We start from the raw sequence: 25552 nt of genomic DNA on the forward strand, positions 1-25552 counted from the left end.
CATGCGGTATATCAAATACGCCTTCCTGGCGATCGTGGCTCTGGCGCTGGTGGCCGTGGCCGTGGCCAATCGGGATATCGTCACCCTGACGCTGCTGCCTTCGGGGCTGGCGGCGCTGGCCGGCACCAACCAGTCGATCGACCTGCCGCTCTTTGTGGTGATCATCACCGGTGTCGCCGCAGGGCTGCTGATCGGTTTCATCTGGGAATGGCTGCGCGAGTTCAAGCAGCGTGCCGAGAGCGCCCGCAAGGACCGCGAGATCAAGGAGCTCAAGCGCCAGCTGCGTCGCCTGCGCGCCGAGAAGCACGAGGGCGAGGACGAGGTCCTGGCCATTCTCGACGAGGCGAGCTGATCGGTTTGGGATGACCGAGGTACGCACCAAGATATGTGGTCTGACTCGGCCACAGGACGTGGCTGCGGCCGCCGAGGCCGGGGCCAATTACCTCGGCTTCAACTTCTTCCCGAAATCGCCGCGCTATGTGGACATCCCCAATGCCGGACAGCTTGCGCTGGACGTGCCGCCGGGGATCGCCAAGGTGGTGCTGGTGGTGAACCCCGACAATGCCCTGCTTGATGCGATTACCGGCGGCATGCCGCTCGACATGATCCAGCTGCACGGCCAGGAGAGCCCCGAGCGTGTCACCGAGATCAAGGCGCGCTACGGCCTGCCGGTGATCAAGGTGCTGGGTGTCGCCGACGCAGACGACCTGCCGCCGATTGCCACCTACGGCCGCGTCGCCGACCAGCTGTTGATCGACGCCAAGCCGCCGAAGAACGCCGAACTGCCGGGCGGCAACGGCCTGACCTTTGACTGGCGGCTGATTGCCGGGCGACGCTGGCCGCTGCCCTGGATGCTGGCGGGTGGGCTGACGCCCGACAACGTGGCCGAGGCCATTGCCATGACCGGCGCCACCCAGGTCGACGTCGCCAGCGGCGTCGAGAGCGCGCCGGGCATCAAGGACGCCGGCAAGATGGCTGCCTTCATCAAGGCCGCAACTTCCGCGCAGACGGCGCCGCCCAAGTTGCGCTGATCCGCTGGTCAGGAATCCCTGACTGGATTTGACCACCCCCTCCGAGGCAAGATCACCACGAGGCAGGACGCCGTGAACGGAATTACCCGTTCGATCCGACGTCGCCTGCTGGTCTTTTTCGAGGTGATTGAATGAAACGTCTTTACGACAGAAACCGAACGGCCGAGCGCAGGGCGCGGCTGGCCGTCGAACGCAAGCTGCTCTTTGCCGAATATCCCGGTCTGCAGGCCACCCCCGGTGACATCCAGTGGCAGTCCGAGGCCTGGGTGAAGATGTGGGTCGACATGTCCTACTGCGTCTTTTCCGAGGACGGTGCGATGTATGCCCGACGCGGCATTACAGACGATGGCCAGATGATCTGGCAGATCCGACACCTGCAGCGGCCGCTGGCCTTCCATGCCCTGGGCCATGACCCCGAGCAGGCCTTCACGCGGGCCAGCACCGCCTGGGCGCGCTGCGATGCGCTGGCCGAGCGGCGGGGCGAGATCAAGGCGCTCTGCCGGGACCTGCTCCTGGGGCGCGAGCGCTTCGAGGTGACGGTCGAGGATGCGGCCGCCTCGCCTCTGTCCTCGGTCGAGGTGCGGTTCTTCATGCGGCGCATGGGGCTGTCGCGGCGGCGGCGGGTCTCTGGCAGGCTGGCCGCGCTGATGGCGCTGGTCGAGCCGCAGGTGGGCATCGTGATCCTGACGGCACACCGCCGTCAGGCGCGGCGGACTGCAGGGCTGGGCAAGGCAGCACTGGCGTAGTCGGGTCGGCGGCTGCGGAAGACTATCTTGGAACGAGCCGGGCCAGCGGCTGCCCGCGGGATGCCGCTCTGCCGGTGGTTCGGCAGCACTTTATCCAAGCCAAGTCCGAAGGGACCAGATCGGCGCGCTTGACCAAACAAAGCGGCTGCCCGGTGGGGCGGGCAGCCGCCGGCCCGGCGGCCTGCGGCCTTGTTTCCGGGCCGGGGCCACAGACCGGTCGGAGCCGTCACAGGTCCCGCGTCATCTCCAGCCCCACGGCCTGCTCGGAAAACCCGATGAAGCGATAGCTGTCCTCGGGCAGCGCTTCCTGCAGCGCCTTGTATTCGTGGTGGCGCCAGCCCGGATAGCCGTAGAGCTCGTCAAACAGCAGCACGCTGCCCTTCACCAGCCGCGAGCGTATCTCTCCCAGGACAAAGGCGGTCGGCGAATAGGTGTCCATGTCGAAATGCGCCAGCGCCACCGGCCTGTCGCCCTGCTGCGCCAGCCAGCCCGGTACGGTGTCCTGCACCCAGCCCTTGACCAGCGTCACGTTGCGGCGCACCTCTGGCAACACGCCGTCGAGGTTGTAGCGCCCGGCCTCGCCGCCGCGGGCGTGACCGGTCCAGTCCTCCTCCAACCCTTCGAAGCTGTCGAAGCCGGTGACATGGCCGCCCTCGGGCTCCAGCATCCGGGCAAAGAGATTGACGCCATGGCCGCGCCAGACGCCGAACTCGGCATACAGCCCCTCGGTGCCATGCGCCGCCAGCGCCTGCTTGACGCAGTATTTCCGGAGGCCCGCCTTGCGCGGAAACAGCATGGCGCCGGTCATCGCCTCGCGAAAGGTCTCGAAGCTGTCGCGCACCGCATCGTCCTGCAACAGGGTCAGCGGCGTCACGCGCTCGGGCTGGTCTTCGCTCATCCGGCCACCTTGAGGACGATCTTGCCGATATGCCCGCCGGCCTCCATCCGCGCATGGGCGGCGGCGGCATCGGCAAGGGCAAATTCGCTGTCCATCACCGGCGCGATCCGCCCGGCGTCCAGCAGCGGCCAGACCTCGCGGCGCAGCGCCTCGGCGATGCGCGCCTTGGCGAGGTCGGATTGCGGCCGCAGGGTTGAACCGGTGAAGGTCAGTCGCCGCATCATCAGCGGGGCAAAGTTCACCTCGGCCTTGGGGCCTTGCAGAAACGCGATCTGAACCAGCCGGCCGTCATCGGCGAGCGTCTTGAGGTTGCGCGCGATGTAGGAGCCGCCGACCATGCAGAGGATCAGGTCGGCGCCCCCCTCGGCCCGCAGCACCTCGACGAAATCCTCGTCACGATAGTTGATCGCCCGCTCGGCCCCCAGATCGGTGCAGGCCCGGCACTTCTCGGCCGAGCCGGCGGTGGCAAAGACCCGCGCGCCGAAATGCGCCGCCAGCTGGATCGCCGTGGTACCGATGCCGGACGACCCGCCGTGTACCAGGAAGCGCTCGCCGGCTTGCAAACCGCCGCGCTGGAAGACGTTGGACCAGACGGTGAAATAGGTCTCCGGCAGGCAGGCGGCCTCTTTCATACCCATGCCCTCGGGGACAGGCAGGCAATGGGCGGCGGGGGTCGCCACGTATTCGGCATAGCCGCCGCCCGGCAGCAGGGCACAGACCTTGTCGCCAATGGCCCAGTCGCTGACGTTGGGCCCCAGCGCCACGATCTCACCAGAGGCCTCGAGCCCCGGCAGGTCGCTGGCGGTGGGCGGCGGTGCGTAGGAGCCCGCGCGCTGCAGGGCATCGGGGCGGTTCACCCCGGCCCAGGCCACGCGGATCACCACCTCGCCGGGGCGCGGCTCCGGCACCGGGCGCTCGGTGAGTTTCAGCACATCCGGCCCGCCGGGGGCGGTGATCTCGACCGCCTGCATCGTCTTGGTCATTCTTCGTCCCCTATTTGTCGCTATCTTGTGGCTGCCAGCGCCCGGGAAAGCCCGTCGTTGGCCGCGGCGGCTTGAGCCGCGACAGCAGCAGGTTCGGCCCGGCCATCAGTTTCGACAGCACCGGGTTGTCGCGCGCCTGTGCTTTCGCCTTCTCGATCTGCATCACGTTGTCGATCCGCCGGTCGAGGAATTCCCAGGTGGCCTGGTGGTCGGGGCTGTCGTCGCCCAGCCAGTAGAGCACCGTCGCACTGTAGACCGCGCCGAGCGTGCCGCGCTTGGTGTACCAGTTGACGTCGTCCGAGGTGTCACCCAGCGCCGTCCAGATGGCATCGACCGTGCCCCAGACCGCCTTGGCACCGTCGGGCGCGTAAGTGGGCAGGGCAAAGAGCGTCATGCCGCGGCGCACTAGCTCCTTGTCCTCGACCAGCTCCAGCCGGGCGCGGACGGCAAAGGCGATCCGGTCACGAAAACGCATGGCAGAGAGGTCGGCCTCGTTCAGCCGGGCGACCATCGCGGCGTCGCCCTTGCGGTGATAGGCCAGCGCCAGATCGACCGCGCCGCGCGGATAAAGCGCCCGTGCCACGGTGTCGTTGACGTCGCTCTCGGAAATGGCGGCGCGGAACGAAGCTTCGCTCCAGCCGTCAAAAGGCACATGCGAGATCATCGCGTTGAGCAGCCTGTCTTCTATCGGGGTTTGCGTCATCTGGCGTCTCCTGTCGGGCCGAGGTTACAGCGCGCAGCGGCGCCATGAAACCCGCATCGCGCATCCATCGGTCAAGGAATTCGACGCTGGTCGCAGGGCCTGTTTGCGGGTCTCACCGCCTAAACCCGTGGCCTGCGCGCATGTTCCGGCGGCGGGGGGATGGGACAGGATGTCCCGGCGGGGCAGGGTGCCCGGGGACTGGACAAGTGAGGGGCGCTTTGCTATATGGCCACTTCCTGCAATTTCCTTGCAACTCAAACTTAGAAAGGTGGTGAAAACCACATGCAGGTTAGTGTTCGCGACAACAATGTCGATCAGGCGCTTCGTGCCCTGAAGAAAAAGCTGCAGCGTGAAGGCGTATTCCGCGAAATGAAGCTCAAGCAACATTTCGAGAAGCCGTCCGAGAAAAAAGCGCGCGAGAAAGCTGAAGCGATCCGCCGTGCCCGGAAACTGGCGCGCAAGAAAGCCCAGCGCGAAGGACTGCTCTGAGCAGACCCAGCTTTGGACACAAGAAGATACGACCCCCGAGCCCCGGCTTCGGGGGTTTTTCTTTGTCCGGCAGTCAGTTACGAAAAAAGACCGGCCGCAGGGCGACCGGTCCTTTCAAGGGCAGCCGGACCCGGAGGGTCCGGCCTAGGGGCAGAGGCTTACTCGAAGTAGGCCTGAACCGCCTGACGTTTGTCGCCTTCGCTGTCGTCGCCGGCGATCAGGTCGAGGATCTGGGCGATCTGCTCGTCACCGATCCGCGCCAGATCACCCAAGGCGATGTCAGGAGCGTATTGCTTGATCTTGGCAAGGTTGGTCTCGTTGACGAAGTCGCTGGTGGCATTGGCATGCATCACCATGGAATCGTCACCTTCGAACAGGGCGCGCACGGTTGCGGCCTTGTCGGCACCGTTGTCACCTTCGGCGATCGCGTTCAGGATGCTGGCGATCTGGTCGTTTTCCATCCGCGCAAGGTCGGCCAGCGTGGCTTCGGGCACGAATTCCTGGATCTTCAGCAGGTTGGTTTCATTGGCGAACTCGGTGGTGGTTGCCATGTCGGCGTCCATCTTGCTCGCGTCCATGAACAGGGCGCGCACGGTGTTGGCCTTGCCGTCGGCATCTTCGCCCGAGCTGATTGCGTTCAGGATCACGCGAATGTCGGTGTCGGACATGGCTTCGAGGTCAACCATGGTGGCTTCGGGTACGTAGGCCTGAATTTGCACGAGGTTCTGCTCGGTCGCCTCGATGGTCGCGGCGGAGACGCCGGTAGCGAGGGTCATGGCAAGGGCGCTAGCGTAAAAAATGCGTTTCATGTTTCGTCCTTTCGGTAAACGGCCCCGAGTGAGGGGCGTTACTTGGTTACTCGTTTGGCAGCCAGTGATAGCCACCAGCACCGAGAGAACCGCGCCGAGGCCGGTCTGTTCCCGCCAGCGAACCGCTTTCCTTGATAAACAAAACGTTAGTGGTGATTGGGGTGCAGGGCGCTAAGCGTACAGTTTTCCCAGGTTTTCATGACCGGGGTGATCTCGCGCTGGCGCGAGGTGGGCGCATTCGTCGGCGTCGGACCGCCAATGAGAGCCACGAAAATAATTATGTCTGAAAACAGAAAACCGGCCCGAAGGCCGGTCTTGAGGGCTGCCCTGCCGGGGGGGAGTGTCCGGCAGGGCGGCAGGCGTGGGCAAGGCTCAGCCTGCGGTGTTGGTCAGGGCGCGAACCTGTGCGGTCACTTCAGCGCGCGACTCGCCGGAGTTGATGGCGTTCAGGGCCAGCAGGATTTCGGTGTCGGAGAGCGACGACAGGTCGGCTTCCGGCGCGTACTGGTGGATCGCCTGGGCGTTCACGGCGTTGACGGTGGCAGCCGAAGCGGTGGTTGCAACGCCGGCGAGAACGAGAGCGGTAAGAGCGAGAACGTTTTTCATGGTGTATGTCCTTTGATCTGAGGTGCCCCGCGGGGCGGTTTATCTGGTGTCGGTGATTGCCTCCGACACCGAGACATCTGGGCCATCCGGCGGCCGATCTCAAATCACGCAATGGCTCACGCAGGCTCACGGATATGTGCCGTTGAAAGCTGCGACGGAATCTACAAGCAGATGAAAACAAGAGAATTTATGGGGTTTCTTGCGATATGAAGTAGCCACTCCGCCCAGGTTCTGGCCCGAAATCAGGCGCTCTGTGGTCGATAAACACGGTATGTGCATTGGTGCACAGGCGAAACTGAAACACAATCTCACGGCGCGGTGACGCGCAGCGACGGAAGGTGAGCGCTGCGGCGTATCATCAAGTCATGCCTCCCGCTGCCGGACTGGATTTCAGCCAGCGAGGTGCGACTCACCGGGAGAGAGATTCGTGGGGGTCGCACACCCCGGTGTTGCAGTCGGCACGCGAACCAGCCGTTCAAAAGGCCCCGAAACCAGAAAACCGGCCGCAAGGGCCGGTTCTGGGGGGCGGGTCTGCCGGAGGGAGGGTCCGGCAGACGATCGCTGACGTGCGCTCAGCGCACGTGGGTCGTCAGGGCGCGCACCAGGTCGCGGGTCTCGCCGTTGCTCTCGCCGCTGCTGATCACGTTCAGGATCACCAGGATCTCGCGGTCGGTCAGCCGCGACACGTCTGCGGCGGGAGCAAAGCTGTGGATCGTCCGCGCGTTCATATCGGTGTCGAGCGTCATGGCCGAGGTGGCGGTGGCTGCCCCTGCAAGCAGCAGCGCGGTGAGGGTGATGACATTTCTCATGGGTCTGTCCTTTCGGGTGAAGCGTGCCGGTTGCGGCATCGCGGGTCTGTCGGTGGTCGCCTCCGACCTTTCGAAGATGAACCTGCCGGGCCCGCCGCTCAAATCACTTGCCGGATCACGCCACATCACCGCGAATTGGGCTGGACCGTGAACGCGACTCTCTGCCGGCCCCTGTCGTGGGGCAAAGCCCCGCAAATCCGCCGACACAGATGTCCCGCCAGCGCGACGGTGCGTGAGGCGGGGCGCGGAAACACGCGCATTGCAGGCAGAACAATCCATCGTGTGCAGAACTGCATAGACCGGCTTGAAACAGGATATCACGGCGCGGTGACGCGCAGGCCACGGCGGCGCGCGCGCAGGTGATCCCCCCGTCACCGCGCGTGAGCAGAAAGGTTTGAAAATCGGGGTTGATTTCGATTGGGCGCGGTAGTATCCGGGCATCCGGCCTTAGGGGTATAGCTCAGCTGGTAGAGCGACGGTCTCCAAAACCGTAGGTCGCGGGTTCGAACCCTGCTGCCCCTGCCATTCCTTCCTGTCAGCGGAATTCCGGACGTTTCAGACTGCGCCTCGGCGTCGGCTTGAACTCCGCTCCCGCGGCCACTACGCTGAATTTCTGTGCAGCGCGAAGGAATTGGCAGGTCATTGCCCTGACAATGAGCAGCCCCGCCGCGCCGGAATTGACTCCCATCGCGTGACGGGCGTCAATTCGTCAAACAGGCTGACCGCCGGACGAAACCAAGAGGAGCCCCCAGCATGGCCTCCCCCTCCGCCACGTTTTCCACCCGACTGACCAAGCTGGTGAAGGAGATCTATCCCGATCTCGACGCCGATATTGTCGCCAGCCAGATCGTCGAGGCCTTCTGGCCCGACGAGGCCCATCGCCGCAAGCGCGGGCGCGCGCCGTCGAACAAGCTCTGGTCGGAGCATGACGCGGTGCTGATCACCTATGGCAACTCCATCGTCGACGGCCAGCACAAGCCGCTGGACCTGCTGCATGACTTCCTGCTGCGCAAGATGAAGGGCGTGGTCAACGGCGTGCATATCCTGCCGTTCTTTCCCTATACCTCCGACGATGGCTTTGCCGTCACTGACTATCGCGCGGTCAACCCCGAGCTGGGCGGCTGGGCCGACATCCGGCGGATCGCCGACGAATTTCACCTGATGTCCGACCTGGTGCTCAACCATGTCTCGTCGCAGGGACCCTGGTTCAACGCCTACCGGCAGGGGCAGGCGCCCTACGATCGCTACTTCTTCGAGGCCAGCCCCGAGGATGACCTGAACGAGGTGGTCCGCCCCCGCACAACGCCGCTGTTGCAGGAGATCGAGACACCGAACGGGGTGCGCCATGTCTGGTGCACCTTCAGCCACGACCAGGTCGACCTCGATTTCCGCAACCCCGAGGTGCTGGTCGAGATGCTGCGGATCATCCGGCTGCATATCGACAACGGCGTGCGGATCCTGCGGCTCGATGCGGTGGCGTTCCTGTGGAAGGAGATCGGCACCTCCTGCATCCACCTGCGCCAGACCCACGCGGTGGTGCAGCTGATGCGGCTGCTCTGCGACTTCGCCACCGAGACGGTTGTGCTGCTGACCGAGACCAACGTGCCCAGGACCGAGAACCTGAGCTATTTCGGCAATCGCAACGAAGCGCATGTGGTCTACAACTTCCCGCTGCCGCCGCTGATCCTGCATGCCATGCAATCGGGCAGCGCGCGCTACCTGCATCGCTGGCAATCGGCGATGCCACCGGCGCAGCTTGGGTGCGCCTACCTCAACTTCACCGCCAGCCATGACGGCATCGGTATGCGGCCGGCTGATGGCGTGCTGCCGGGGCAGGAAAAGGCGCGGATGATCGAGACGGTCGAGGCCGCCGGCGGGCTGGTCTCGATGCGCTCGCTGCCCGGCGGCGGTCAGGAGCCTTACGAGCTGAACTGTTCCTTCTTCGAGGCCATGCGGCGCACCTTCAAGGGCGAGGACGGTCACCACATCGACCGCTTCCTCTGTTCGCAGACCATCGTCATGTCGCTCGAAGGCATCCCGGCCTTCTACATCCACTCGATGCTGGCCACCCCCAATGATCACGAGGCGGTGGAGCGGCGCGGCATGAACCGGGCAATCAACCGCCACCGCTGGGACTACCCGACTTTGCTGGAGCGGCTCGATGACCCCGAGAGCAACCAGTCGGTGGTGCTGCGCCGGATGTCCGAGCGGCTCAAGTTGCGCGCCAGACAATCGGCCTTTCACCCCAATGCGACGCAGTTCACCCTGGCGCTCGACGAACGCATCTTCGGCATCTGGCGTCAGAGCCTCGACCGGGCGCAATCGATCTTTGCCCTGCACAATGTCAGCGACGAGGAGGTGCGGATCGCGCCCTCCTCGGTCAACCTGATCGAGGGCGAGACCTGGCTCGATCTGCTGACCGGCGAGGAGATCTCGGCCACGGCGGACGAGATCGCCTTTGCGCCCTACCAATGCCGCTGGATCACCAATCGCTGGTGATCCGCGCGGGCGTGTCAGCTGGCGTCGAACTCGGCCTCATCCTCTGACACCGCATTGCGCAGGTCGGCCAGGAAGGTCGGGTCGGCGGCATGGACGCGGTGCCAGGTGGGGATGAAGGGCGTCTCGTGCGGGTTGTCGAGAAAGACCTGCCCGGCCGAGATGATGTTTTCGGCGAAGAGCTCGATGCTCTTTTCCTCGCGGTGCCGGTCAAAGCTCAGCCCGTTCATCGCCGCGTCATTGGCATAGCTGTCCAGCAGGTCGAGCGCGGTGCGGTAATAGGTGGCCTTGAGCGTGCGGAACACGTTGGGCGTGAAGACCGTGCCATCGGCCGCCAGCTTGCGGAAGATCGCCTTGCAGATGTCGGTCGACATCCGCGACAGACCCTTGCTGGCATCCTCGGGCGAGAGGTCCTGGTGCTTGTGGTCATAGGCGTCCGAGATCTCGACCTGGCAGACCGATTTCGGCGACAGGTTGCGCCAGGCCTCCGACAGCGTGCCGATCTCCAGCCCCCAGTCTGACGGAATGCGCAGGTCCGGCAGGATCGGCGTGCGCATGGCGAACTCGCCCGACAACGGATAGCGGAAGCTCCGCAGGTAATCGATGTAGTCGCGGTCGCCGATCACCTTTTTCAATGCAATCAGGATCGGCGAGACCAGGAGCCGCGTGACCCGGCCATTGAGCTTGTCGCCACCGATCCGGGGGTAGAAGCCCTTGGACATCTGGTAGGGGAAGGACGGGTTGGCCACCGGATAGACCAGCCGCGCCAGCATCTCGCGTTCATAGGTCAGGATATCGCAATCGTGCAGCGCCAGCACCGCGCTGTCGGCGCAGGCGATGAGATAGCCGATCGAGGACCAGACGTTCTTGCCCTTGCCCTGTTCCTGCGGCGCCAGCCCGTGGGTCTCGAGCCTGGCGTTCAGCGCCTGCATTCGCGGGCTGTCGTTCCAGATCACCGTATGGGTCTGCGGCAGTCGGTCAAAGAAGGCGCGGGCGTGGCGGTATTCCGCCTCGTCGGCGCGGTCGAGGCCGACGATGATCCGGTGCAGGTAGGGCACTTTGGCCAGCTCTTCGAGGATGTTCGGCAGCGCCTCGCCTTCGAGCTCGGAATAGAGTGACGGCAGGATCAGCGAGATGCGCCGGGTCTGGGCATAGGTCGTCAGCTCGTACTCGAGATCGTCGAGCGCGCGGCTGCGCAGGTTGTGCAGGGTGGTGATATTGCCGTTCTGGTGGAAATCAGCCATCGGAAGGCGCCTCGTTGTTAAGGTTCAGCTCTTGCAGCAGGGCCAGGACGGCGGTGTTCCATCCCTCCGGCCCGGCCGCGCCGGCGCGCAGCACCCGGCCCGCGGCTTCGCCGGGCAGGCGGGGCAGGGGGCTGCTGTGCGGATTGGGGATGATGATGCCGCGGTCGGCTTTTTCCAGCATTTCGATGTCATTGGGCGCATCGCCAAGCGCCAGGGTGACCTGCGGCCGGTAGCGGGCGATCAGCGCTTCCATCTGGTCGGCCTTGGTGCGGCCGTGGGAAAAGGTCAGGAACCGCCCGCCGCGCCGCCCGTGCAGCCCGGCGTCGCGGGCGCTGGCGAGGAATTTCTCCAACCCCGCCGAAGTGCCGGTCCAGCGCCCGGGCTCGCTGAATTCCCGACGCCGCGCCAGCGCCGCCTGGGCCAGCGGCAGACCGGTGATCCTGGCGACCTCGGCATCGCTCATGTCGCCGAAACCGTCGAAGGCGCAGAACCCCTGCGGCAGCTTTCGGAGGGTCTCGCGGATGGCACGATAGGCGCTGTCGTCGAACCCCGCCTCGGCCCCGGCCTCGAGCAGGCCGGAGCCGTTTTCGACAATGGCAGGCCAGTCGGCAAGGCCCAGCTCGGCACGCAGGGGGGCCACCTCGGCGGCGGTCTTGCTGGTGGCCAGAACCACGCCGGCGCCAAGGTCTCTCAGGGCGGCCAGCGCGGGCAGGGCGGGGGCGAAGGAATAGCTCTCGTGATCCAGCAGGGTACCGTCCAGATCGGAGAAGACGAGGAGTGGCATGTCGCGAGTCATGCCCAAAGACTAGGCAGGCTGCCGGGCGGGGGCCACAGGTGGCAGGGTCAACTGACGCGCAAATAACACCCTTCGCCCAAAAAACGGGCAGTGGCTTGGGCGATGCCGCCGCGGCGGACCTTGAATTCTGCTGCCGTCCCGCGTAAATCGCCCTCTGACCCTTGCAAGGACAGACCAATGGCAATGACCAACCCCCTTCAGTTCATCCAGCAGGTGCGCGCCGAGATCGCCAAGGTCGTCTGGCCCACCCGCCGCGAAGTGCTGCTGACCACGGTGATGGTGTTCATCATGGCAACCCTCACGGCGATCTTCTTTGCCATCGTCGATCTGCTGATCCGCGGCGGTCTTCAGGCCGTGCTGAACATGTTCGGCTGAAGACCCACGGCCGGGGCCCGCGTCCGCGCCGTCTGGCGGGGGCTGGCAGGTCCGGGCCGGCGCAGACACGCCGCTTCGGCGGCACCCCCAGTCCATCAGATCGAGGAGGGGCCCGCATGGCCGATCTGAAAAGTTCCGCGACGCGCAATCTGGCGCATTACCGCGAGATCCATCGCACCGATCCGCGGTATGGCCGCTCGTCGCAGAAGCTGGTCGGCCTGATCGCCGATGCGGTGCGCGCGGGACAGGCCACGACGCCGGGCTGGGCCCCGAAGACGCTGCTCGATTTCGGCTGCGGCAAGTCGCAGGCGGCCGAGCGCGTGGCGCGCAAGCTGGGGCTGACGCATTACCTCTATGACCCGGCGATCCCCGGGCTCGAAGAGCTGCCGGTGGCGCAGGCCGACATCGTGATGAACACCGACGTGCTCGAACATCTCGACGAGACCGAAGTCGATCTGCTGATCGGCGACGTGCGCGGGCTGACCGATCACGCCTACTTCAACATTGCCACGTCGCCGGCCTCCAAGGTGCTCGACAGCGGCGAGAACGCCCATGCCACGGTGCAGCCGCCGGAATGGTGGCAGGCAAGGATCGCGGCGCATTTCCCCACGGTGGTTCGGCTGCCGGCGGCCACCAACCGGGTGAGCTTTGCCACCTGGCCGATCTCGGACACGCACATGCGCCGGGTGGTGGCCGGAGACCTCTGGCGCCGCAAGGAGCGGGTCAAGGCGATCCTCTGTCGTCTGGGTCTGGGCCAAGACCCCTTGAAATCGGGGCCTTTGGCCGGTAGATAGCCGATCATCCCAAATATCTGGCGCGTGGCGATTCGGTTCACGCGCCGATTTTTATTTCGGGGACTAATGCCGGACAGGTCGAGGCCAGGTCCAAGGCATTGAACAAAAACGCTTTCGGTCGGGCAGGCCGGGTCAACGCAAGGTGAGCGCCAGATGGCAAAACGGTGGTATTCGGTCAGCGTCCTCTCGAACTTCGAGAAGAAGATTGCCGAACAGATCAAGACAGCGGTGGAAGAACAGGGCCTCGAGGATCAGATCGAAGAGGTTCTGGTGCCCACCGAAGAGGTGATCGAGGTCCGCCGTGGCAAGAAGGTCTCGACCGAGCGCCGCTTCATGCCGGGCTACGTGCTGGTGCGGATGGAGATGTCGGACCAGGGCTATCACCTGATCAACTCGATCAACCGCGTCACCGGCTTTCTCGGGCCGCAGGGCCGTCCGATGCCGATGCGCGATGCCGAGGTCGAGGCGATCCTCGGCCGCGTCGCCGAGGGCGAGGAAACCCCGCGCACGCTGATCCACTTCGAAGTGGGCGAGAAGGTCAAGGTCTCCGACGGGCCGTTCGAGGATTTCGACGGCATGATCGAAGAGGTCGACGAAGACAACCAGCGGCTCAAGGTCTCGGTGTCGATATTCGGACGCGAAACGCCGGTGGAACTGGAATTCACTCAGGTCGCCAAGCAGGGCTGAGGGAGCGGTGGCTTGAAAACCCACCCTACGGGACACGGCAACGGTCCCGACAGACAGGTGGGTTGAAAACCCACCCTACGGGCAACGTGCCCGGACGACGCGGACCGCAAGGTCCGTTCATTCGTGGGGGGCAGAAGGCACGCGTGCCGGAGCCACACCACGCTAGCCAGGAGGCCGGAACGCGTTCCGGTCTTGCAGGGTGGATGCACATCCACCGATGACAAAGGAGAAGGCCCATGGCCAAGAAGCTCGTCGGCAGCATGAAGCTGCAGGTGCCCGCAGGGCAAGCCAACCCGTCGCCGCCCGTCGGCCCCGCGCTGGGTCAGCGCGGCATCAACATCATGGAATTTTGCAAGGCATTCAATGCCAAGACGCAGGACATGGAGCCCGGCGCGCCGTGCCCGACCGTGATCACCTACTATCAGGACAAGTCCTTCACCATGGACATCAAGACGCCGCCCGCGTCTTACTACCTGAAGAAGGCCGCCAAGCTGAAATCCGGCGCCAAGACCCCCTCGCGCGAAACCGTGGGTACGGTCACCGTCAAGCAGGTGCGTGAAATCGCCGAAGCAAAGATGAAGGATCTGAACGCCAACGATATCGAAGCGGCGATGAAGATCATTGTTGGCTCTGCCAACTCCATGGGCATCGAGGTGAAGTAAGATGGCGAAACTTGGAAAACGCACCCGCGCCGCCCGCGAAGCCTTTGCCGGCAAAGAGAACGTCACCGTCGAGGAAGCCGTTGAACTGATCAAGTCCAGCGCCAACGCGAAATTCGACGAAACCGTCGAGATCGCCGTGAACCTCGGCGTCGACCCGCGCCACGCCGACCAGATGGTCCGCGGCGTTGTCGGCCTGCCCAACGGCACCGGCAAGACCGTGCGCGTCGCCGTCTTTGCCCGTGGCGCCAAGGCTGAAGAAGCCGAAGCCGCCGGCGCCGACATTGTCGGTGCAGAGGACCTGATGGAAACCGTGCAATCCGGCAAGATCGAGTTCGATCGCTGCATTGCAACACCGGACATGATGCCGATCGTCGGCCGTCTGGGCAAGGTTCTGGGCCCGCGCAACCTGATGCCGAACCCCAAGGTCGGCACCGTGACCATGGATGTGGCCGAAGCGGTCAAATCCGCCAAGGGCGGCCAGGTCCAGTTCAAGGTCGAGAAGGCCGGCGTCGTGCACGCTGGTGTGGGCAAAGCCTCCTTCGACGCCGACAAATTGGTCGAGAACGTGCGCGCCTTCGTCGGTGCCCTGTCCAAGGCAAAGCCCTCGGGCTCCAAAGGCACCTACATGAAGAAGATCTCGCTCAGCTCGACAATGGGCCCGGGCGTGTCGGTGTCGGTCGACTCGGCCAACGCCGAATAAGCCGGATCGAAATTTAAGGAAAAACGCGTCCCTCGGGGCGCGTTTTTTCGTTTCGGGCAAGGGTTCCTTAGTCAATTGCGCGCATCTTTCCAGCGATTGATCGCGGCGAAAGAGAGGTGCCCCCATGTTCCGCAAGCTTCTGATACCCCTGTTTCTGGCCCTGTCCTGTACGGTCACGGCCGCCCGGGCCGAGCTCGGCGCGCCCGCAGGGCGGGTCCTGCTCACCGTCTCTGGCGAGATTGCCACCACCAATGGGGGGGCTCTGGCCGCCTTTGACCGTGACATGCTCATGGCGCTCGACTGGCGCGAGATCGAGACATTCACATCCTTTACCGAGGGGCCGCAGGTCTTTGCCGGCCCGACCCTGCAATCGGTGCTCGAGGCGGTCGAGGCCGATGGCGGCACGCTGACGGTGACGGCGCTCAACGACTATGCGGTGAGCTTTCCGCTGGCCATGGCGGCCGAGCATTCTGTCCTGCTGGCGATGGATCATGGCGGCCGGCCGATGCGCATCCGCGAGAAGGGGCCGATCTGGATCGTCTTTCCGCTGACCGAGGCCGAGGCCGCCACGGCGCCTTTTGACAATCAGATGGTCTGGCAGCTGGCGAAGATGCACGTCAGCCCGTGACACGCGCGGCCATGGTCCGGCGCGCACTGGTCGAGAACGGGCGCAGCATCCGTGCGGTCGTGGCAGTGGCGGTGATCGTGGCGCTGGCCGTGCTGTTCGAAGCGCAGCAGGCCGAGATGACCCGGACCCGCGAGCGCGCGATGGACCGGGTCTCTGCAACGTCCTGGAAGGTCAGCGAACTTGTCTTCGAGACCCTGCGGTTTTCCATGGCGCTGCGGCTGCATGCGTCGGGTGAGGTCAAGCGCGAGGAGGTCGAATTCAGCTTCGAGCTGCTCTGGAGCCGGATCGACGTGGTCGAACAGACGCCGGTGGCGGAAACCGCGGAGATGCGCGAGATCCTGACCCGGTTTCGCGCCACGCTCGCCACGCAGGAGCCGGCGATCTTCGACCGGCCGCTGATCCCGCCGCGGGTCTCTGTCAGCCTGGCCGACGAGATGGCGGGTATCGCCCGCGAGTTGCGGGTGATCTGGCTGGGCACCTTCCAGAACCGGGGCTTTGCCGAGTTGACCTTGCGCAACCTCGCCAACGCCGGTTCGGAACGCCTGCAGAGCCTGATCGTCGTGCTGATGGGGCTTTTGGTGCTCTATGTGATCGCCGAGATCCTCTATGCTGGCGTCGCCCAGAAGCGCGAGATGCGCCTGCGCAAGGCCGCGGCACAGGCCAGCGAGGCCAAGACCCGCTTCCTCGCCAATGTCAGCCACGAGATCCGCACGCCGCTGAACGGCATTCTCGGCATGACCGGCGAGCTGTCGGAAACCCGGCTCGACAGCGACCAGACCGCCTGTCTCAAGGTGATCCGCCAGTCCGGCGAGGTGCTGCTGAACACGCTCAACGACGTGCTCGACCTCGCCAAGGTCGAGGCCGGCGAGCTGAAGATCGAGCGCCGTGCCTTCGACCTGAGCGAGGCGATCGGCGTGGCGCATGCGCTCTATCTCTCCACCGCCCGCGACAAGGGGCTCGATTTCCGCGTCGAGATCGCGCCCGATCTGCCCCGGATGGTGGTGGGCGACGGCACCCGGCTGCGGCAGGTGCTGCACAACCTGATCAGCAATGCGCTGAAGTTCACCGCCAGCGGCGCGGTCCGGGTCAGCGCCGGGCGGGCGCCGGACGGCCGCCGCATCCGCCTGTCGGTGCGCGACACCGGGCCGGGGATCGCGCCGGAGGTGCAGGCGACGATCTTTCAACCCTTCACCCAGGCCGATGCCAGCATCACCCGCAAACACGGCGGCACCGGGCTGGGCCTTACTGTCTCGCGCCAGTTGGTCGAGGCGATGGGCGGCGAGATCGGGCTGGAGAGCGCGCCGGGGCAGGGGGCCGTGTTCTGGATCGACCTTGCGCTGCCGGCAGTCGCCCCGGTCGAGCCTGCGCCTGAGCCTGCAGCCGCACCGGAGCCTGCCTGCGAGACCGGGCTGCGGGTGCTGGTGGTCGATGACAACGCCACCAACCGGCTGTTGTTGAAGCGCTATCTCAAGAGCCACGCCAGCGGCATCACCGAGGCCGCTGACGGCGCCGACGCGGTGGCGCGGCACGAAGAGGGCGACTTCGACCTCATCCTGATGGACATCCAGATGCCGGTGATGGACGGGATCGAGGCCACAAGGCAGATCCGCCGGCGCGAGGCGGCACAGCAGCTGCCGCCGGTGCGGATCATCGCGGTGACCGCGAATATCATGGAGCACCAGAGCCGCGGCTACCTGCAGGAGGGCATGAACGACGTGATCGGCAAGCCGGTGTCGAAGAAGGCCCTGCTGGCCAAGCTGGAGGAGGGATTGAGCGCGCCCGCGCCGGTGGCCGGGGCGGCCTAGGTAAGAGAAAAGGGCGCCTCGAAAGGCGCCCTTCGTTTCACTCGGCCAGAACCTCGACCGTGACATTGGTGAAATCCAGCCCGTTGTCGGGCTCGCCCGGTGACTTGGAACTGCCGAAGGTCTTGGAATTCACGTGGAAGGCCAGCATGCCGAAGGTGTCGATCTTGCTGCCAGCATCCATCTGCGTGAAGCTGCTCAGAACCGTGCCCTCCTGCGTCAGCGTGCCGGTAACTTCGAGACCTTCCCCCAGCTTCCGCACCGCGAGCGTGCCGGTATAGGTCTCACCGGGCGCAAAGCGATAGGCCTCGCCGCCTTCGCCCAGCAGGTCCCAGGCGTCGAGCCCGCCGAGCAGCCGGCCGATCTGCTTGTCGTTGTGGCGGCGCACTTCGAGGTTGGCACCGTCATCGGCCATGTTGACGTCATAGGTCAGCAGGTAGCCGGGCAGCTGGTCATAGGCGGCATTCGGGCTCTTGGACGAGGCCGAGAGATCGCCCTCGAGCGCCGCGCGGCCCAGCGTGTCGAACAGCGCCACGCGGAAGGACGCGCCCTTGTCCTCGCCAATGGTGGTCGGGGTCTCGAATGTGAAGCTGGCTTTCAGCGTCTGCCCTTCGGTCAGCTGTTGCGGCGCAAAGGTGGCGCGGATGCCGCGCCCCGAGCCGCCGGAGACGAGGCCGAGACGGCCCTGTTCCACCTCGATCGAACTGCTGTTCGAGGTGGTCCACCAGTTGGCGTCGCTGGCGTCGGCGCCATCGTCGCGGCCTCCATCGGCGAAGCTGTCGTCAAAGACGACGCCCGGGGTGGCCGACACCGGCGCGGCGGGCACATCGGTGACCTTGGCGCTGCCCAGCGGCGGGCCATCGGCGGGCGGCGCGTCGTGGGAATAGTCGAGCTCGTAGAAGATCACCCGGTCGAAGTCGGTCTCTGGCGCCGGGCTGGTGTTGTTGCCGGTATAGGCGCCGGCCTTGAAGAACATGAACTCGTCCTCCACCGAGAAGCCGCTGTCGCGCATGTCGAAGGGCTCGGCCACCACCTCGGTGCCATCGTCGCGGATGATCTTGAGGTGCAGCATCGGGATAATCTGGTCGCCCTCGGGCTGGCCCTTGACCTCGATCTCGTAGGTAAACACCTCGTCGAGCGCGATGCCGTCGGCCGGGTTGGCGATGCGGTCGCCACGGCTGCCGATCACGTCGACCCAGGTCTCCTTGCCGACCTCGGGGTCATGGGCAAAGTAGAGCGAGCCGAATTTGTTCTGCGGCAGCTTGCGGTAATAGAGCCGGATCGGCTCGTCATTCTTGGCGTGGATCTGGCCGATCACCACGCGGCCGACCTGATAGGCCTTGCCCTGCCGGGTGACCTGATTGACCGAGAGCGTGGCGCGCAGCTTGCCGTCGACACCGCCAGAGGCCGCCTGGGCCGAGAGCGGGGCCGAGGAGAAGACCCAGTTGTTCTTGTTGGGATATCCGCCCTCGACGCGGGTCTCGATGCCATAGTCGCCACGGCGCAGCATGCCGCGCAGCTCGGTGCGGGTGTAGGAGGTATTGGCCGAGGTCTTGGCACCCGCCGGGGTGACGCGGAAGACCATGCCGCCGGTGGCGGGGTCGGTGTAGAAGTACCGCGGATCGGTCCAGCCGGCGGCCAGCTCGTTTTCATAGACCGAGTCCGACTTGCCGTCGCCGTCGTCATCCGCCGGGGTGGTAACGTACCAGCCCGTCAGGTCGAAGTTCTCGCCCGGGGATTTCTCGGGGTCGAGACCGAACATGCCGGGCCCCTTGCGCTCGGTCAGCACCGGTTGGTCGGGTTTCTCGACCGCCACGCCGCAGCCCTCGGCCGCAACCTCGACGATAGAATTCCAGTCGTTGGCCTCGTTGCCATTGGCCTGGATGCGGATGAACTGCGCCTGCACCGGGTCAAGCGCATAGCTCTCCAGCTCGGCCGTGGCGCCGCCGGACTGGCGGGTGGCGATCACCGTCTGGTAGCTCTCGCCATCGGCCGAGGTCTCTACCTCGAACTGCGACTTGCGGCTGTCGCCCTTGTACCAGGCGATGGCCAGCGATTTCACCGTCTGCTCGGCGCCAAGATCGAGGGTCAGCGCCTTGGGCGTGCCCTGGCCCTGGTTCGACCAGCGCGAATCCGGGTCGAAATCGCCGTCGATGGCGTTCTCGGGGCCGTGGGTTTCCTCGTAGAGCCCGTCGTCGGTGGCGGAGACGATGGTCAGGCTGCCCACGCCGTCGCAGGCCGTATTGGCAAAGGCCTGCGTGCCCAGAACGGACGCAAACCCTGCAAGTATCGTATTCCGAAGAAGGTGGTTCACAGGTTCCTCCCAAAATGCTGTGATGCGATGGAGCGACTCCATCTGGGATACTAGCCTACATACTGGGATACTAGATGACAAGATGGCCTGCGCGGCCCTGCGCTGAACTCCGCTCTTGATCCGCGGGGCAATCCGTCATACCCACCCCTCCTGTACCGCAGGTCCGATTCGGGCGTGCGGTGCATTTCGTCCAAGACGGTGGGTGTCCCGGACTTGATCCGGGGCTTAATTTTCCTGCCTGAGACGGGAGAAGACCAGATTGGCCGAGGGCTTTTGCACCTCGGGCGTTCTTGGCGGACCCCCGTAAAAAGGACCTGAACGCCGGACCTCGTGTCCGGCAGAACCGAGCCGGGGGGCAACCCCCAAAATTGGAGTGAAACTGTGGATAGAGCCCAGAAAGAGAAATTGGTCGAAGAACTCGGCCAGATCTTCGAAAGCTCTGGCGTCGTGGTGGTATCCCACTACGAAGGTCTCACGGTTGCCGAGATGCAAGACCTCCGCTCGCGTGCGCGCGAAGCGGGTGGCGCTGTGCGTGTCGCCAAGAACAGGCTCGCCAAGATCGCCCTTGAGGGAAAGCCCTGCGCAAGCATCGCTGACTTCCTTTCGGGCATGACCGTGCTCACCTATTCCGAGGACCCCGTGGCAGCAGCCCGGGTCGCCGAGGACTTCGCCAAGGAGAACAAGAAGTTCGAAATCCTTGGCGGGGCGATGGGTGAAAACGCTCTGGACCGTGCCGGTGTCGAGGCCGTGTCGAAAATGCCGTCGCGTGATGAGCTTATTGCTACCATCGCGGGCATGATCGGCGCACCTGCTTCGAACATCGCCGGTGCCATTGGCGCACCTGCTTCGAACATCGCTTCCATCCTCTCGACCATCGAGGAAAAGGCCGAAGCGGCGTAAGGCAAACCGAAGACTTTCGTGGGGCATGCGCCCACACGTTGGAACACATCTAGATACGGAAAGAGTCTAAAATGGCTGATCTGAAAAAACTGGCAGAAGAGATCGTTGGTCTGACCCTGCTGGAAGCACAAGAACTGAAAACCATCCTCAAAGACGAATACGGCATCGAGCCCGCTGCTGGCGGCGCTGTCATGATGGCCGGCCCCGCAGGCGACGCCGGCGGTGCAGCTGCTGAGGAGCAGACTGAATTTGACGTGATCCTGAAGTCGGCTGGCGACAAGAAGATCAACGTCATCAAAGAAGTCCGCGGCATCACCGGCCTGGGCCTGAAAGAAGCCAAAGAGCTGGTCGAAGCCGGCGGCAAGGCTGTCAAAGAGCAGGTTTCGAAAGAAGAAGCCGAAGAGATCAAAGGCAAGCTGGAAGCAGCTGGCGCCGAGGTCGAACTCAAGTAATCACGGCCCATGGGGCAGGGACCAACCCGGTCCTTCGCTTCAGGGCAGGATTTCAGCAAGCGCTCCCATCCGGGGGCGCTTGTCTTTTTTCGGACCCCTCCTATCGTTCTGAGGCACCGAGGCGCAGCAAGGTTGCCCGCGCCCGCGCATTGCCGGAAGGACGCCCCCGATGTCACGCCCGAGATCACGCCTGATTGTTGCTGCGCCGCTGTTTGCCATCCTGGCCAGCCCGCTTGTTGCCGAGACCTTCCACGCCGATGTCTGGGCCGACAACTGGTTCGAGATGCGCATCGACGGCCGCAAGGTCGCCGAGGACAGCGAGCCGATCACCCAGGAGCGCTCGTTCAACGCCGAGAGTTTCACCTTCTCCGCCGACCGGCCCTTCATGATCGGTGTGATCGCCAAGGATTTCATCGCCAATGATACCGGGCTGGAATACATCGGCACCGATCGCCAGCAGATGGGCGACGGCGGGCTGATCCTGCAAATCCGCGATGCCGAGGATAAGACCGTCGCGGTCAGCGACGACAGCTGGCAATGCCTGACGATCCACCGCGCGCCGCTGGACAAATCCTGCGCCTCCGAGGAGAGCCCGGTCGCCGGCAGCGCCCCCTGCGGTTTTGAGGAACTGGAAGAGCCGATCGGCTGGGATCACGTCGGTTTCGACGCCTCGGGTTGGGAACAGGCCAGCGTCTACAGCGCGGATGAGGTCAGCCCGAAGGGGGGCTACGACGAGATCGACTGGGCCGAAGAAGCGCAGCTGGTCTGGGGTGACGATCTGGAACAAAGCAACACTTTGCTCTGCCGGTTCACCGTCGAATAGCCGGATTTTTCGCAACATCCACGGCAGCTTTGGCGTGCAAGTCGCCTCGCTGCTTGACCAATCCGCCAGTATTTGTCACAGTTGGCGGATGTCACGATACCGCAAAACCCTCCTGAGGGGTCTTGCGTTCGCGCTGTTCACAGAATATTCGGAAGTCTCCCGCGGGTTCGACCGATTCGAACCCGTGTGTAGTTCGTTCTGGATATGAGGTGGCGACGACGCATTGAATTCTTCGTAGTTATCCCCATATCCCGACCTCTTCCAGACAGATGGCACGTTCTCCCATCTTGGCAAGCCCCCCTCTGGGGAGTTTTCCAAGGCAGGGAAATCGAGATCGAGTGACGCGCGGTGGGACGTGCGCCGAGAATGGATCCGTTTCACGCCGTCACTGACGAGAATGCGCCGCTGCAGCCCCGGCATTGCGTGCGTTCAGGCAGAGAAAATCGAAAGGGCACTCCCCTCATGGCGCAAAGCTTCCTTGGCCAGAAACGTCTTCGCCGGTACTACGGCAAAATCCGTGAAGTCCTCGCAATGCCGAACCTCATCGAGGTTCAGAAAAGCTCCTACGACCTGTTCCTGAAGTCCGGCGACCAGCTCGAGCCGATGGACGGCGAAGGCATCAAGGGTGTCTTCCAGTCGGTCTTCCCGATCAAGGACTTCAACGAGACCGCGGTTCTCGAATTCGTCGATTACGCGCTCGAAAAGCCGAAGTTCGACGTCGAGGAATGTCAGCAACGCGACCTGACCTACAGCGCGCCGCTCAAGGTGACGCTGCGTCTCATCGTGTTCGATATCGACGAAGATACCGGCGCGAAATCCGTCAAGGATATCAAGGAACAAGACGTCTACATGGGCGACATGCCCCTGATGACGCCGAACGGCACCTTTGTCGTCAATGGCACCGAGCGGGTCATCGTTTCCCAGATGCACCGGTCGCCCGGCGTGTTCTTCGACCATGACAAGGGCAAGACCCACTCTTCGGGCAAGCTGCTCTTTGCCTGCCGGATCATTCCTTACCGTGGTTCCTGGCTGGACTTCGAGTTCGACGCCAAGGACATCGTCTTTGCCCGGATCGACCGTCGCCGCAAACTGCCGGTGACGACCCTGCTCTATGCGCTGGGTCTCGATCAAGAAGCGATCATGGACGCCTATTACGACACCGTCACCTACACCCTGCGCAAGGGTGAGGGCTGGGTCACCAAGTTCTTCCCCGAGCGTGTGCGCGGCACCCGCCCGACCTATGACCTGGTCGACGCCGACAGCGGCGAGATCATCGGCGAAGCCGGCAAGAAGGTCACGCCTCGCGCGGTCAAGAAGCTGATCGACGAAGGCAAGGTCAAGGAGCTGCTGCTGCCCTTCGAGCAGATCGTCGGCAAGTTCGCGGCCAAGGACATCATCAACGAGGAAAACGGCGCGATCTACGTCGAAGCCGGTGATGAGCTGACCTGGGAAGTCGACAAGGACGGTGACGTCACCGGTGGCACGCTCAAGGAACTGGTGGATGCCGGCATCACCGAGATCCCCGTGCTCGACATCGACAACATCAACGTCGGCGCCTACATGCGCAACACCATGGCGATGGACAAGAACATGGGCCGCGACACCGCGCTCATGGATATCTATCGCGTGATGCGCCCGGGCGAGCCGCCCACCGTCGAGGCTGCCTCGGCCCTGTTCCAGACCCTGTTCTTCGACAGCGAACGCTATGACCTCTCGGCCGTTGGCCGGGTCAAGATGAACATGCGCCTGGCGCTCGACAAGCCCGACACCCAGCGCACGCTGGACCGCGAAGACATCGTCGCCTGCATCAAGGCGCTGGTCGACCTGCGTGACGGTCGCGGCGACATCGACGACATCGACCACCTCGGCAACCGTCGTGTGCGTTCGGTCGGCGAGCTGATGGAAAACCAGTACCGCGTGGGTCTCCTCCGCATGGAGCGCGCGATCAAGGAACGCATGTCCAGTGTCGAGATCGACACGGTGATGCCGCAGGACCTGATCAACGCCAAGCCGGCGGCCGCTGCCGTCCGCGAATTCTTCGGCTCCTCGCAGCTGTCGCAGTTCATGGACCAGACCAACCCGCTGTCGGAAGTCACCCACAAACGCCGTCTCTCGGCGCTTGGCCCGGGCGGTCTGACCCGCGAACGCGCCGGCTTCGAGGTGCGCGACGTGCACCCGACGCACTATGGTCGGATGTGCCCGATTGAAACGCCGGAAGGCCCGAACATCGGTCTGATCAACTCGCTGGCCACCTTTGCCCGCGTGAACAAGTACGGCTTCATCGAAACACCCTACCGGGTGGTCAAGGACGGCACCGTCACCGACGAAGTGCACTACATGTCCGCGACCGAGGAAATGCGCCACACAGTGGCCCAGGCGAACGCCAACCTCGACGAGAACATGAAGTTCGTCAACGACCTGGTGTCGACCCGGAAATCCGGTGACTACACCCTGTCGCCGAACGAAAACGTGGACCTGATCGACGTCTCGCCGAAGCAGCTGGTGTCGGTTGCGGCCTCGCTCATTCCGTTCCTTGAAAACGACGACGCCAACCGCGCTCTGATGGGCTCGAACATGCAACGTCAGGCGGTTCCCACGCTGCGCTCGGAAGCGCCGCTGGTGGGCACCGGCATCGAGGAAATCGTGGCACGCGACTCCGGTGCGGCCGTGATGGCGAAACGCGGCGGCATCATCGACCAGGTCGATGCCCAGCGGATCGTGATCCGGGCGACGGACAACCTCGAAGTGGGTGATCCGGGCGTCGACATCTACCGCATGCGCAAGTTCCAGCGGTCGAACCAGAACACCTGTATCAACCAGCGTCCGCTGGTGAAGGTGGGTGACACCGTGCAGCAGGGTGAAGTGATTGCCGACGGTCCCTCGACCGACATGGGCGAACTGGCCCTCGGCAAGAACGTCATCGTCGCCTTCATGCCCTGGAACGGCTACAACTACGAAGACTCGATCCTGATCTCCGAGCGCATTGCGCGCGACGACGTGTTCACCAGCGTTCACATCGAGGAATTCGAAGTGGCCGCCCGCGACACCAAGCTCGGGCCGGAAGAGATCACCCGCGACATTCCCAACGTCGGCGAGGAAGCCCTGCGCAACCTCGACGAGGCGGGCATCGTCTACATCGGCGCTGACGTCGAGCCGGGCGATATCCTCGTGGGCAAGATCACCCCGAAAGGCGAAAGCCCGATGACGCCGGAGGAGAAACTCCTGCGCGCCATCTTCGGCGAGAAAGCCTCTGACGTGCGCGACACCTCGCTGCGCGTCAAGCCGGGTGACTTCGGCACCGTCGTGGAAGTGCGGGTCTTCAACCGTCACGGCGTCGAGAAAGACGAACGTGCGCTGCAGATCGAGCGCGAGGAAATCGAGCGTCTGGCCCGTGACCGGGACGACGAGCTCGCCATCCTCGACCGCAACATCTACGCGCGTCTCAGCGACCTGATCCTCGGCAAGATGGCGGTCAAGGGCCCGCGCGGCGTGCGCCCGAACTCGCAGATCACCCAGGAACTGCTCGACAGCCTGAGCCGTGGCCAGTGGTGGCAGCTCGCCCTCGAAGACGAGGACGATGCCAAGATCGTCGAAGCGCTCAACGAGCAGTACGAGGCGCAGAAGCGCCAGCTCGACGCGCGGTTCGAAGACAAGGTCGAGAAGGTCCGCCGTGGCGACGACCTGCCGCCGGGCGTGATGAAGATGGTCAAGGTCTTCATCGCGGTGAAGCGCAAGCTTCAGCCGGGCGACAAGATGGCCGGCCGTCACGGCAACAAGGGTGTGATTTCGCGCGTTGTGCCGATGG

Annotated in this window: 26 protein-coding genes and 1 tRNA gene; 17 read left to right on the forward strand and 10 right to left on the reverse strand. The window is 64.4% G+C overall.

From position 1 onward, the window contains the following. Position 1 precedes the first annotated feature (1 nt). The 3 genes from ACN0SE_RS09370 (at position 2) to ACN0SE_RS09380 (ending at position 1777) form a co-directional block, all read left to right on the forward strand. Positions 2-352: a LapA family protein gene (locus tag ACN0SE_RS09370; protein ID WP_417524252.1), complete on the forward strand. Its 351-nt coding sequence runs from the start codon at positions 2-4 to the stop codon at positions 350-352. Between the two features lie 10 nt (positions 353-362). Then, the gene (locus tag ACN0SE_RS09375; RefSeq protein ID WP_417524253.1) at positions 363-1031 is read left to right on the forward strand and encodes a phosphoribosylanthranilate isomerase; all 669 of its coding nucleotides are present in this window, start codon (positions 363-365) and stop codon (positions 1029-1031) included. Between the two features lie 131 nt (positions 1032-1162). Beyond that, the gene (locus tag ACN0SE_RS09380; protein WP_417524254.1) at positions 1163-1777 is read left to right on the forward strand and encodes a hypothetical protein; all 615 of its coding nucleotides are present in this window, start codon (positions 1163-1165) and stop codon (positions 1775-1777) included. Between the two features lie 226 nt (positions 1778-2003). Here the strand turns inward: ACN0SE_RS09380 and ACN0SE_RS09385 are convergent, their stop codons facing one another. Genes ACN0SE_RS09385 through ACN0SE_RS09395 form a run of 3 tightly spaced genes read right to left on the reverse strand, consistent with a single transcriptional unit; the run spans position 2004 to position 4361 of the window. Continuing rightward, positions 2004-2675 carry a class I SAM-dependent methyltransferase gene (locus tag ACN0SE_RS09385; RefSeq protein WP_417524255.1) on the reverse strand — a complete coding sequence of 224 codons (672 nt, stop codon included), beginning with the start codon at positions 2673-2675 and terminating at the stop codon, positions 2004-2006. Next, positions 2672-3658: an NAD(P)H-quinone oxidoreductase gene (locus tag ACN0SE_RS09390; RefSeq protein ID WP_417524256.1), complete on the reverse strand. Its 987-nt coding sequence runs from the start codon at positions 3656-3658 to the stop codon at positions 2672-2674. The genes ACN0SE_RS09385 and ACN0SE_RS09390 overlap by 4 nt, the downstream gene beginning before the upstream one ends. A gap of 10 nt (positions 3659-3668) precedes the next feature. Then, positions 3669-4361 (reverse strand): COQ9 family protein, encoded by a 693-nt coding sequence (locus tag ACN0SE_RS09395; RefSeq protein ID WP_417524257.1) that lies wholly within the window; start codon positions 4359-4361, stop codon positions 3669-3671. 282 nt (positions 4362-4643) lie between these two features. Between ACN0SE_RS09395 and rpsU the strand changes: the two genes are divergently transcribed. Then, positions 4644-4850 carry a 30S ribosomal protein S21 gene (rpsU, locus tag ACN0SE_RS09400; protein ID WP_005614280.1) on the forward strand — a complete coding sequence of 69 codons (207 nt, stop codon included), beginning with the start codon at positions 4644-4646 and terminating at the stop codon, positions 4848-4850. A gap of 158 nt (positions 4851-5008) precedes the next feature. On the opposite strand, the gene ACN0SE_RS09405 is transcribed toward rpsU, so the two are convergent. The 3 genes from ACN0SE_RS09405 to ACN0SE_RS09415 all read right to left on the reverse strand — a co-directional run bounded on the left by ACN0SE_RS09405 (position 5009) and on the right by ACN0SE_RS09415 (position 7074). Continuing rightward, entirely contained in the window at positions 5009-5626 is a 618-nt protein-coding gene (locus ACN0SE_RS09405; protein ID WP_417524258.1) for a hypothetical protein, read from the reverse strand. Positions 5627-6031: 405 nt separating this feature from the next. Next, positions 6032-6265: a hypothetical protein gene (locus ACN0SE_RS09410; RefSeq protein ID WP_417524259.1), complete on the reverse strand. Its 234-nt coding sequence runs from the start codon at positions 6263-6265 to the stop codon at positions 6032-6034. Positions 6266-6837: 572 nt separating this feature from the next. Then, positions 6838-7074, reverse strand: coding sequence for a hypothetical protein (locus tag ACN0SE_RS09415; RefSeq protein WP_417524260.1), 237 nt, complete (start codon positions 7072-7074; stop codon positions 6838-6840). A gap of 449 nt (positions 7075-7523) precedes the next feature. Between ACN0SE_RS09415 and ACN0SE_RS09420 the strand changes: the two genes are divergently transcribed. Together ACN0SE_RS09420 and ACN0SE_RS09425 are read left to right on the forward strand one after the other, a co-directional pair. Further along, positions 7524-7599 (forward strand) — tRNA-Trp (locus ACN0SE_RS09420). A gap of 228 nt (positions 7600-7827) precedes the next feature. Next, a complete protein-coding gene (locus ACN0SE_RS09425; protein ID WP_417524261.1) occupies positions 7828-9573 on the forward strand; it encodes a sugar phosphorylase in 1746 nt (581 codons plus the stop codon). Positions 9574-9587: 14 nt separating this feature from the next. Here the strand turns inward: ACN0SE_RS09425 and ACN0SE_RS09430 are convergent, their stop codons facing one another. After that, positions 9588-10814 (reverse strand): glycosyl transferase, encoded by a 1227-nt coding sequence (locus tag ACN0SE_RS09430; protein WP_417524262.1) that lies wholly within the window; start codon positions 10812-10814, stop codon positions 9588-9590. Then, positions 10807-11598, reverse strand: coding sequence for an HAD-IIB family hydrolase (locus ACN0SE_RS09435; protein ID WP_417524263.1), 792 nt, complete (start codon positions 11596-11598; stop codon positions 10807-10809). The genes ACN0SE_RS09430 and ACN0SE_RS09435 overlap by 8 nt, the downstream gene beginning before the upstream one ends. A gap of 189 nt (positions 11599-11787) precedes the next feature. On the opposite strand from ACN0SE_RS09435, the gene secE reads away from it, so the two are divergent. The 7 genes from secE to ACN0SE_RS09470 all read left to right on the forward strand — a co-directional run bounded on the left by secE (position 11788) and on the right by ACN0SE_RS09470 (position 17261). Further along, entirely contained in the window at positions 11788-11985 is a 198-nt protein-coding gene (gene secE, locus ACN0SE_RS09440; RefSeq protein WP_048532958.1) for a preprotein translocase subunit SecE, read from the forward strand. A 116-nt stretch (positions 11986-12101) separates the two neighbouring features. After that, entirely contained in the window at positions 12102-12779 is a 678-nt protein-coding gene (locus ACN0SE_RS09445; RefSeq protein ID WP_417524264.1) for a hypothetical protein, read from the forward strand. Between the two features lie 153 nt (positions 12780-12932). Then, positions 12933-13466 carry a transcription termination/antitermination protein NusG gene (gene nusG / locus ACN0SE_RS09450; protein WP_323767447.1) on the forward strand — a complete coding sequence of 178 codons (534 nt, stop codon included), beginning with the start codon at positions 12933-12935 and terminating at the stop codon, positions 13464-13466. Positions 13467-13702: 236 nt separating this feature from the next. Beyond that, positions 13703-14128: a 50S ribosomal protein L11 gene (rplK, locus tag ACN0SE_RS09455; protein ID WP_271421158.1), complete on the forward strand. Its 426-nt coding sequence runs from the start codon at positions 13703-13705 to the stop codon at positions 14126-14128. A gap of 1 nt (position 14129) precedes the next feature. Further along, complete coding sequence (rplA, locus tag ACN0SE_RS09460; protein WP_417524265.1) at positions 14130-14828, forward strand: 50S ribosomal protein L1; 699 nt, start codon at positions 14130-14132, stop codon at positions 14826-14828. Positions 14829-14952: 124 nt separating this feature from the next. After that, a complete protein-coding gene (locus ACN0SE_RS09465) occupies positions 14953-15456 on the forward strand; it encodes an oxidoreductase (RefSeq protein ID WP_417524266.1) in 504 nt (167 codons plus the stop codon). Then, the gene (locus tag ACN0SE_RS09470) at positions 15453-17261 is read left to right on the forward strand and encodes an ATP-binding protein (RefSeq protein WP_417524267.1); all 1809 of its coding nucleotides are present in this window, start codon (positions 15453-15455) and stop codon (positions 17259-17261) included. The genes ACN0SE_RS09465 and ACN0SE_RS09470 overlap by 4 nt, the downstream gene beginning before the upstream one ends. 37 nt (positions 17262-17298) lie before the next feature. On the opposite strand, the gene ACN0SE_RS09475 is transcribed toward ACN0SE_RS09470, so the two are convergent. Next, positions 17299-19572, reverse strand: a complete 2274-nt coding sequence (locus ACN0SE_RS09475; protein WP_417524268.1) for a polysaccharide lyase family 7 protein — start codon at positions 19570-19572, stop codon at positions 17299-17301. Positions 19573-19953: 381 nt separating this feature from the next. On the opposite strand from ACN0SE_RS09475, the gene rplJ reads away from it, so the two are divergent. From rplJ to ACN0SE_RS09490, 3 genes are all read left to right on the forward strand, one after another. Next, positions 19954-20472: a 50S ribosomal protein L10 gene (gene rplJ, locus ACN0SE_RS09480; protein ID WP_417524269.1), complete on the forward strand. Its 519-nt coding sequence runs from the start codon at positions 19954-19956 to the stop codon at positions 20470-20472. A gap of 71 nt (positions 20473-20543) precedes the next feature. Continuing rightward, entirely contained in the window at positions 20544-20924 is a 381-nt protein-coding gene (gene rplL, locus ACN0SE_RS09485) for a 50S ribosomal protein L7/L12 (RefSeq protein ID WP_417524270.1), read from the forward strand. A gap of 169 nt (positions 20925-21093) precedes the next feature. Then, entirely contained in the window at positions 21094-21747 is a 654-nt protein-coding gene (locus ACN0SE_RS09490; protein WP_417524271.1) for a PEBP family protein, read from the forward strand. Here ACN0SE_RS09490 and ACN0SE_RS09495 read toward each other — a convergent pair. Beyond that, on the reverse strand, positions 21734-21826 hold the full coding sequence (locus ACN0SE_RS09495) for a hypothetical protein (protein ID WP_417524272.1): 93 nt from the start codon (positions 21824-21826) through the stop codon (positions 21734-21736). The two genes, ACN0SE_RS09490 and ACN0SE_RS09495, sit on opposite strands and share 14 nt — an antisense overlap. 383 nt (positions 21827-22209) lie before the next feature. Between ACN0SE_RS09495 and rpoB the strand changes: the two genes are divergently transcribed. Then, the coding region (gene rpoB, locus ACN0SE_RS09500) for a DNA-directed RNA polymerase subunit beta (RefSeq protein WP_417524273.1) at positions 22210-25552 on the forward strand (3343 nt) is incomplete at its 3' end.

The organism is Marinovum sp., assembly GCF_048263515.1.
Classification (GTDB): domain Bacteria; phylum Pseudomonadota; class Alphaproteobacteria; order Rhodobacterales; family Rhodobacteraceae; genus Marinovum.